At 66.3% G+C, this 7,764-nt stretch carries 9 protein-coding genes; 4 read left to right on the top strand and 5 right to left on the bottom strand.

What is annotated here, in order from left to right; all coding sequences use genetic code 11:
- Together AC27KI_RS15765 and AC27KI_RS15760 are read right to left on the bottom strand one after the other, a co-directional pair.
- Window positions 1–602 (bottom strand): ATP-binding cassette domain-containing protein (locus AC27KI_RS15765; protein ID WP_487090047.1); only part of this gene is annotated, 602 nt, incomplete at its 3' end.
- Window positions 603–1,245: 643 nt separating this feature from the next.
- Window positions 1,246–1,857 (bottom strand): TIGR00645 family protein, encoded by a 612-nt coding sequence (locus AC27KI_RS15760; protein ID WP_092740989.1) that lies wholly within the window; start codon window positions 1,855–1,857, stop codon window positions 1,246–1,248.
- A gap of 199 nt (window positions 1,858–2,056) precedes the next feature.
- Between AC27KI_RS15760 and acs the strand changes: the two genes are divergently transcribed.
- On the top strand, window positions 2,057–4,051 hold the full coding sequence (gene acs / locus AC27KI_RS15755; protein WP_487114662.1) for an acetate--CoA ligase: 1,995 nt from the start codon (window positions 2,057–2,059) through the stop codon (window positions 4,049–4,051).
- Between the two features lie 104 nt (window positions 4,052–4,155).
- On the opposite strand, the gene AC27KI_RS15750 is transcribed toward acs, so the two are convergent.
- Window positions 4,156–4,368: a hypothetical protein gene (locus AC27KI_RS15750; RefSeq protein ID WP_487114660.1), complete on the bottom strand. Its 213-nt coding sequence runs from the start codon at window positions 4,366–4,368 to the stop codon at window positions 4,156–4,158.
- Here AC27KI_RS15750 and AC27KI_RS15745 point away from each other — a divergent pair.
- Window positions 4,352–4,831 carry a LapA family protein gene (locus AC27KI_RS15745; RefSeq protein ID WP_272564182.1) on the top strand — a complete coding sequence of 160 codons (480 nt, stop codon included), beginning with the start codon at window positions 4,352–4,354 and terminating at the stop codon, window positions 4,829–4,831. The genes AC27KI_RS15750 and AC27KI_RS15745 overlap by 17 nt on opposite strands.
- Before the next feature lie 120 nt (window positions 4,832–4,951).
- On the opposite strand, the gene AC27KI_RS15740 is transcribed toward AC27KI_RS15745, so the two are convergent.
- On the bottom strand, window positions 4,952–5,257 hold the full coding sequence (locus AC27KI_RS15740) for a c-type cytochrome (protein ID WP_272564181.1): 306 nt from the start codon (window positions 5,255–5,257) through the stop codon (window positions 4,952–4,954).
- Between the two features lie 103 nt (window positions 5,258–5,360).
- On the opposite strand from AC27KI_RS15740, the gene AC27KI_RS15735 reads away from it, so the two are divergent.
- Window positions 5,361–5,603, top strand: coding sequence for a TIGR04438 family Trp-rich protein (locus tag AC27KI_RS15735; protein WP_284399149.1), 243 nt, complete (start codon window positions 5,361–5,363; stop codon window positions 5,601–5,603).
- 103 nt (window positions 5,604–5,706) lie between these two features.
- On the opposite strand, the gene ilvD is transcribed toward AC27KI_RS15735, so the two are convergent.
- The gene (gene ilvD / locus AC27KI_RS15730) at window positions 5,707–7,401 is read right to left on the bottom strand and encodes a dihydroxy-acid dehydratase (RefSeq protein ID WP_317352305.1); all 1,695 of its coding nucleotides are present in this window, start codon (window positions 7,399–7,401) and stop codon (window positions 5,707–5,709) included.
- A gap of 142 nt (window positions 7,402–7,543) precedes the next feature.
- On the opposite strand from ilvD, the gene AC27KI_RS15725 reads away from it, so the two are divergent.
- Window positions 7,544–7,764, top strand: a 221-nt coding sequence (locus AC27KI_RS15725) for a LysR family transcriptional regulator (protein WP_487114658.1), incomplete at its 3' end; no start/stop codon positions are given.

The raw sequence follows: 7,764 nt of genomic DNA, 5'->3' as shown, positions 1-7,764 counted from the left end.
TCGCGCGTGAAGGCGTCGAGCGCGCCCAGCGGCTCGTCCATCAGCATCACGTCCGGGTCGCTGGCCAGCACGCGGGCAATGCCCACGCGCTGCTGCATGCCGCCCGACAGCTCGTCGGGGTAGCTGTCGGCCCAGCATCCCAGGCCCACCTGCTCCAGCGCCAGTGCGGCCTGGCGCTGGCGCTCGGGCCGGGCCACGCCCGCCAGTTCGAGGCCGAACGCGGTGTTGTCCAGCACCGTGAGATGGGGCATGAGCGCGAACGACTGGAACACCATGCTGATGTCCTTGCGGCGCAGCGCGCGCAGTTGCCGGTCGGACAGCGCGTTGATGTCCTGGCCATCCACCAGGATGCGGCCCGCCGTGGGCTCGATCAGCCGGTTGAGCATGCGCAACAGGGTCGACTTGCCCGAGCCCGACAGCCCCATCACGACGAAGATCTCGCCCGCCTCGATGGTGAAGCTGGCGTCGAACACGCCGATGGAATGGCCGGTGCGCGCCAGGATGTCCTGCTTGCTCAGGCCCTGGCTGGCGAGCTCGAGCGCGGCTTGCGGCGCATCGCCGAAAACCTTGAACACATGTTCGATGGTGATTTGTTTGGCCACGGTGTGGGTCCTCCCTCGGTTGGAACGGGTTGAACACGCCCCGGCCGCCCGAAGGCGGGCGGGGCTGCGAAAGCCTGGGCATTCGAGACCCTGATGCGGCAGCCGAACCCGGACGCCCAGGGCGCGCGGGAACAGCGGCGAAAGGGTGGGCACCGAGGTGACCGGGATCGGCCCGAATGGCACGCGAGGCGGTGCGCAAGGGCCTGGGGCGTGCCGGGAGAGGTCGGTCGGAGGACTCCCGGGGATCACGCGGCGCCGAGCCCGACGAACGGGCGGGCGCCTTGGGGCATCAGGGCCGAATGGGTCGGCCATGGGCCAGGGGGGAAGCGGCCGGGCCTGGGGCCGGGCCGCCGTTTTCCTGGCGGGATCCGCTCCGGTGAAAGCGCCGCGTTGCGGGCCGGAAAGAGCGGATTACCTGCATTGCAGGTTGTAAAACACTCCAAAAGTATAGTTATTGGGTGTTTTTGTGTCAAAAGACCCGGGTTTGCTCGATGTGTTAATCGCGGGCGCAGCAGCGGAGCCGGGTGGATACCGGTTTGCTATGTTTTTGGTAGCAATCAGGCCAACAAGTACTAAGGCAAGAGCCCCGAAAGACCCCTGTTTGGGGGCCTTGCCGGGGCTCGGTGGGAGAGGGTGTGGGCGCTCAGTGCTTTTCGTGCGAAACGTTCAGCAATTTGTCAGTGTAGGCAATGGCGATGGCGCTCAGCAGGAACACCACGTGGATGATCGTCTGCCACATCAGCACCTTCTCGTCGTAGTTGGCGGCGTTGATGAAGGTCTTGAGCAGGTGGATGGAGCTGATCCCGATGATCGACAGGCCCAGCTTGACCTTGAGCACCGAGGCGTTCACGTGGCCCAGCCATTCCGGCTGGTCGGGGTGGCTTTGCAGGTTAAGCCGGCTCACGAAGGTCTCGTAGCCGCCCACGATCACCATGATGAGCAGGTTGGAGATCATCACCACGTCGATGAGCGCCAGCACGACCAGCATGATCACCGTCTCGTTCAGCGCCGTGACCTCCACGCCCGGCTTGTAGCCGATGCTGGTGACCAGCGACTGCAGCGCGCCCTGGTGGCCGAACGCGGCCTCGATCAGGTGCCACAGCTCCACGAGGAAGTGCCACACGTACACGCCCTGGGCGGCGATCAGGCCCAGATAGAGCGGCAGTTGCAGCCAGCGGCTGGCGAAGATCAGCGAGGCCAGCGGGGTGAGGGACTTGCTGCCGTTGCGGGAAGCGGGGGGTTGCGGGAGGGCCATGGGAGGGTTTTCTTGAAAATCGCTAGAAATGAAACTCGCGCGATTCTAGAAGCACCGGCCGCTTGCCCTGTGACAGAAACCCGCCGCCTGCACAGGCGTAGCATCGGAGCCTTTGGCGGCCGCCGGCATCCGTCAGTGGCATGTAAGTGCGGCCCCCGAAAGTACCGCCAAATTATGTTGACTCCAGGAGACAAAACCCATGAGTGCGCCCTCGTCCACGATTGAATCCGTGCTGGTGGAAAACCGCGTTTTCCCGCCCTCCGAAGCCCTGCAGAAGGCCGCGCGCATTTCCGGCATGGCCGGCTACGACGCGCTGTGCGCCGAGGCCGAGCAGGATTTCGAAGGCTTCTGGGCCCGCCTGGCGCGCGAGAACCTGCAGTGGGACAGGCCCTTCACGCGCACGCTCGATGCCTCCAAGGCGCCGTTCTACGAATGGTTCGCCGATGGCCAGTTGAACGCCAGCGCCAACTGCCTGGACCGGCACATCGGCACCCCGGTCGAGAACAAGACCGCCATCATTTTCGAGGCCGACGACGGCACCGTCTCCCAGGTCACCTACAAGGAACTGCTGGCCCGCGTGGGGCAGTTCGCCAACGCGCTCAAGGCCAACGGCGTGCAGCAGGGCGACCGCGTGCTCATCTACATGCCCATGACGGTCGAGGGCGTGATCGCCATGCAGGCGTGCGCGCGCATCGGCGCCACGCACAGCGTGGTGTTCGGGGGCTTTTCTGCCAAGGCGCTGCAGGAGCGGATCATCGATGCGGGCGCGGTGGCCGTCATCACCGCCAACTACCAGATGCGCGGCGGCAAGGAGCTGCCGCTCAAGGCCATCGTGGACGAGGCCCTGGCCATGGGCGGCTGCGACACCATCCGCAGCATCCTCGTTTACCAGCGCACGGCCACCGCCTGCGCCATGGTGGCGGGCCGCGACAAGACCTTCGCCGAGGCGCTGCAGGGCCAGAGCAGCGACTGCCCGCCGGTGCCCGTGGGCGCCGAGCACCCGCTGTTCATCCTGTACACCAGCGGCTCCACCGGCAAGCCCAAGGGCGTGCAGCACGCCACCGGCGGCTACCTGCTGTGGGCCAAGCTCACCATGGATTGGACGTTCGACCTGCGCCCGGACGACGTGTTCTGGTGCACGGCCGACATCGGCTGGATCACCGGCCACACCTACGTGGCCTATGGGCCGCTGGCTGCGGGCGCCACGCAGATCATCTTCGAGGGCATTCCCACCTTCCCGAACGCCGGCCGCTTCTGGCAGATGATCGAGCGCCACCGCTGCACGATCTTCTACACCGCGCCCACGGCGATCCGCTCGCTCATCAAGGCGGCCGAGGGCGATGCCGCCGTGCACCCCGCACGCTCCGACCTGTCGAGCCTGCGCATCCTGGGCAGCGTGGGCGAGCCCATCAACCCCGAGGCCTGGATGTGGTACCACAAGAACGTGGGCGGCGAGCGCTGCCCCATCGTGGACACCTTCTGGCAGACCGAGACCGGCGGCCACGTCATCACCCCGCTGCCGGGCGCGACGCCGCTGGTGCCGGGCAGCTGCACCTTGCCGCTGCCGGGCATCGCGGCCGCGATCGTGGACGAGGTGGGCAACGACATCGCCAACGGCACGGGCGGCATCCTGGTCATCAAGAAGCCCTGGCCCAGCATGATCCGCACCATCTGGAACGACCCCGAGCGCTTCAAGAAAAGCTATTTCCCCGAAGAGCTCAAGGGCTACTACCTGGCGGGCGACGGCGCGGTGCGCAGTGCCGATCGCGGCTACTTCCGCATCACGGGCCGCATCGACGACGTGCTGAACGTCTCGGGCCACCGCATGGGCACCATGGAGATCGAATCGGCCCTGGTGTCCAAGACCGATCTGGTCGCCGAGGCCGCCGTGGTGGGCCGGCCCGACGACGTGACGGGCGAGGCGATCTGCGCCTTCGTCGTGCTCAAGCGCTCGCGCCCCACCGGCGACGAGGCCAAGGCCATCGCCAAGGAACTGCGCGACTGGGTCGCCAAGGAGATCGGCCCCATCGCCAAGCCCAAGGACATCCGCTTCGGCGACAACCTGCCCAAGACCCGCAGCGGCAAGATCATGCGCCGCCTGCTGCGTTCCATCGCCAAGGGCGAGCAGATCACGCAGGACACGAGCACCTTGGAAAACCCTGCGATCCTGGATCAATTGGCTGAAACCAATTGATCCAGGTGGCCGCCGCAAGGCGGCCTGGCGCGAAGCGCTTCGCAGGGTTTGACGGCACTCATATCGCCGCAGGCGATGTGAGTGACGGCAAAATCCCCCCACCGTCAGTACGGCGCCTCTGTTTTTATGCTTTCAAAACCACCGCATGCTCCCGTCCAGTGGTTTTTCGTTTCCGGCCCGCGCTGTAGGACAGTGCCGGTTTCAATTTCCAGCCAGCGATAACCGCTCCCGCACAGGTTAAAAACGTCCCCCAACCGCGCCTGCCAGGCTGCGGATTTCGACACCTTCCGGGAGATTGACATGAATTTCAGAACCATCGCGCTGCTGCTCATCGTGGCCGCCATGGCCGTGCTGGCCGCGCTCAACTGGACCACGCTGGCCACCCCATCCGTCATCTCGCTGGGGCTGACCTCCTTCGAGGCCCCGCTGGGCCTGCTCATGCTGGGGCTGACCGTGCTGCTGGGCATTTTCTTCATCGCCTACGTGCTGTCGCTGCAGGGCTCGGTGCTGCTGGAGACGCGCCGCCACGCCAAGGAAATGACGGCCCAGCGCGACCTGGCCGACAAGGCCGAAGCCTCCCGCTTCACCGAACTGCGCGCGTTTCTCGAAAACCAGAACCTGCAGTCCCATTCCGCCCTGATCGCGCGCATCGATGCGCTGGAACTGCATCTGGCCCAGCGTGCCCAGGAATCGGACAACACCACGGCGGCCTACGTGGGCCAGCTCGAACACCAGCTGCGCGGCACCCCGCGCGTCGATTCCCGCATCGACCCGATCTGATGTGGTGATGCGTCGGCGGCACAGCTTGCCTGCCGACCCTCCAAAACGAACGCCGCGCTGCACGGGTTCCCGTGCAGCGCGCGTTTGCGTTGGCGTTGATCGGCAGCGCGATGGATGGATTTACTTCAGCGACAGCACCCAGGCGGCCAGCTTCTTGGCGTCGGCATCGTTCACCTGGGCATTCGCCGGCATGGGCACCGGGCCCCACACGCCGGATCCGCCCTTCATGATCTTGGCGGCCAGCTTGTCCACCGCATCCTTTTGGCCGGCGTATTTGGCGGCCACATCCTTGTACGACGGGCCCACCAGCTTCTTGTCCACCGCATGGCAGGCCATGCAGTTTTTCGAGGTGGCGAGGGCCTGGTCGGCCAGGGCCGGCACGGCCACCGACAGGGCCATCGCGAGGGTGATCAGGGTGCGCTTCATCGGGGGTTTCCTGTGGGTTGTGGGTTAGTATCCGGCTCAATGAAATTGTAGTGGCGGGGGTTGACCCCTGGCACGTAAAGTCCGTACCGCACAGGAGATCACCATGTACGCGCTGGGTCTGGGAGTGCTTCTTGTGCTGCTCAAATACCTCGAGATCGGGCCAGTGGCTCTGTGGTCGTGGTGGTGGGTTCTGTCCCCCTTCGCCGTGGCCTTCGTCTGGTGGGCCTGGGCCGACGCCACCGGCTACACCAAGCGCCGCGCGATGGAACGGATGGACCAGCGCAAGCAGGACCGCATCAACAAGAACAAGGAAGCCCTGGGCATCCAGCCGCGCAACCGCCGCTGAACGCACCGCCCCGATCGGCACCGACCCCTCCAACCAAAAGCCCGCGCGCCTGACCGGCCGCGGGCTTTGTCTTTTGCAATGGCCGGCGCGCGGCCGGCCTGGATCAGTAGGCGTCCAGCACCGCGCCCTTGCTGGCGCTGGCGGCATTGAAGGCGAACTTGGCCTGCACGCCGCGCGTGTAGCGCGGAGCGGGGGGCGTCCAGCCTTCGCGGCGGCGGGCCAGTTCGGCCTCGGGCACGTTCAGTTCGAGCCGCAGCGTGTGCGCGTCGATGGTGATGGAATCGCCTTCGTTCACGAACGCGATGGTGCCGCCCGCCGCCGCTTCCGGTGCCACGTGGCCCACGACCATGCCCCAGGTGCCGCCGGAGAAGCGCCCGTCGGTGATGAGGCCCACGCTTTCGCCCAGGCCCGCGCCGATCAGCGCGCCCGTGGGTGCCAGCATCTCGGGCATGCCAGGCCCGCCCTTGGGGCCCAGGTAGCGCAGCACCATCACGTCGCCCGCCACGATCTTGCCGTCCAGGATGGCCTTCAGGGCCGACTGCTCGTCGTCGAACACGCGCGCCGGGCCGGTGATGACGGGGTTCTTCAGGCCCGTGATCTTGGCGACCGCGCCTTCGGGGCTCAGGTTGCCCTTGAGGATGGCCAGGTGGCCCTGCTCGTACATGGGCCGGTCGATGGGGCGGATCACGTCCTGGTCGGCGCGGGGCGCGTCCGGCACGTCCTTCAGCACCTCGGCGATGGTCTTGCCTTCGATGGTGAGGCAGTCGCCGTGCAGCAGGCCGGCGTTCAGCAGCACCTTCATGACCTGCGGAATGCCGCCGGCCTGGTGCAGGTCCACGGCCAGGTACTTGCCGCTGGGCTTGAGGTCGCACAGCACGGGCGTCTTCTGGCGCACGCGCTCGAAGTCGTCGATGGACCATTCCACGCCGGCCGCGTGCGCGATGGCCAGGAAGTGCAGCACCGCGTTGGTCGAGCCGCCGGTGGCCATGATCACGGCCACGGCGTTTTCGATGGACTTCCTGGTCACGATGTCGCTCGGGCGGATGTCCTTCTTGATCGCCTCGATCAGCACCTTGGCCGATTCCTTGGCCGAGTTCTGCTTCTCGTCGTGCGGGTTGGCCATGGTGCTGGAGTAGGGCAGGCTGATGCCCAGCGCCTCGAACGCGCTGGACATGGTGTTGGCCGTGTACATGCCGCCGCACGAGCCGGTGCCGGGAATGGCGCGCTTTTCGATCTCCTTGAGGTCGAAGTCGCTCAGGTTGCCGGCGGCGTTCTGGCCCACGGCCTCGAACACGCTCACGATGTTCAGGTCCTGGCCCTTGTACTTGCCCGGCAGGATGGTGCCGCCGTACACATAGATGGCCGGCACGTTGGCGCGCAGCATGCCCATCAGGCCGCCGGGCATGTTCTTGTCGCAGCCGCCCACGACGACCACGCCGTCCATCCACTGGCCCTGCACGCAGGTTTCGATGCAGTCGCTGATGACCTCGCGGCTCACCAGGCTGTACTTCATGCCTTCGGTGCCCATGGCCATGCCGTCGCTGATGGTCGGGGTGCCGAACACCTGGGCGTTGCCGCCGGCTTCCTCAATGCCCTGGATGGCCGCATCGGCCAGCTTCTGCAGGCCCGAGTTGCACGGCGTGATCGTGCTGTGCCCGTTGGCCACGCCCACCATGGGCTTCTTGAAGTCGCCTTCTTCGTAGCCCATCGCGTAGTACATCGAGCGGTTGGGCGCGCGCGACTTGCCTTCGGTGATGTTGGCGCTGCGGCGGTTGATCTGCAGGGGTTTGTTTTCCATGGGGGCGTCCTTCGTGGGAGGAAATTTCGTGTCGCCGGGCCGGCCTCGGGTGGGCGGGCGGCTTTTGGGGCAGCGCGGAGTATGCGCTGTTTGATTGATTGGTTCCAATCCGTTTTCAAGGGGTCATTGATATGCTTGGCATATGAATGACGCATCGATCGAGCTGCGCGTGTGGCGCCAGTTCCTGGCCGTGGCGGAAGAGCTGCACTTCGGCCGCGCCGCCCAGCGCCTGCACATGACCCAGCCCCCGCTCACCCAGGCGATCGCTCAGCTGGAGCGCACGCTGGGCCTGCTGCTGTTCGACCGAACGCGCCGCCGCGTCGCGCTCACGCCGGCCGGCGAGGCGCTGCTGCCCGACGTCGC

It is taken from the genome of Acidovorax sp. KPB24-03, assembly GCF_057546605.1.
The sequence above is the reverse complement of the archived record's forward strand: the minus strand, read 5'-3'. Positions and strand labels throughout refer to the sequence as shown.

Excerpts from the sequence above, each read along its gene's own strand:
- acs (WP_487114662.1), top strand. The coding sequence starts at position 2,057 with ATGAGTGCGCCCTCGTCCACGATTGAATCCGTGCTGGTGGAAAACCGC.
- AC27KI_RS15750 (WP_487114660.1), bottom strand. The coding sequence starts at position 4,368 with ATGGTTCTGAAATTCATGTCAATCTCCCGGAAGGTGTCGAAATCCGCA.
- AC27KI_RS15735 (WP_284399149.1), top strand. The coding sequence starts at position 5,361 with ATGTACGCGCTGGGTCTGGGAGTGCTTCTTGTGCTGCTCAAATACCTC.
- AC27KI_RS15745 (WP_272564182.1), top strand. The coding sequence starts at position 4,352 with ATGAATTTCAGAACCATCGCGCTGCTGCTCATCGTGGCCGCCATGGCC.
- ilvD (WP_317352305.1), bottom strand. The coding sequence starts at position 7,401 with ATGGAAAACAAACCCCTGCAGATCAACCGCCGCAGCGCCAACATCACC.
- AC27KI_RS15760 (WP_092740989.1), bottom strand. The coding sequence starts at position 1,857 with ATGGCCCTCCCGCAACCCCCCGCTTCCCGCAACGGCAGCAAGTCCCTC.
- AC27KI_RS15740 (WP_272564181.1), bottom strand. The coding sequence starts at position 5,257 with ATGAAGCGCACCCTGATCACCCTCGCGATGGCCCTGTCGGTGGCCGTG.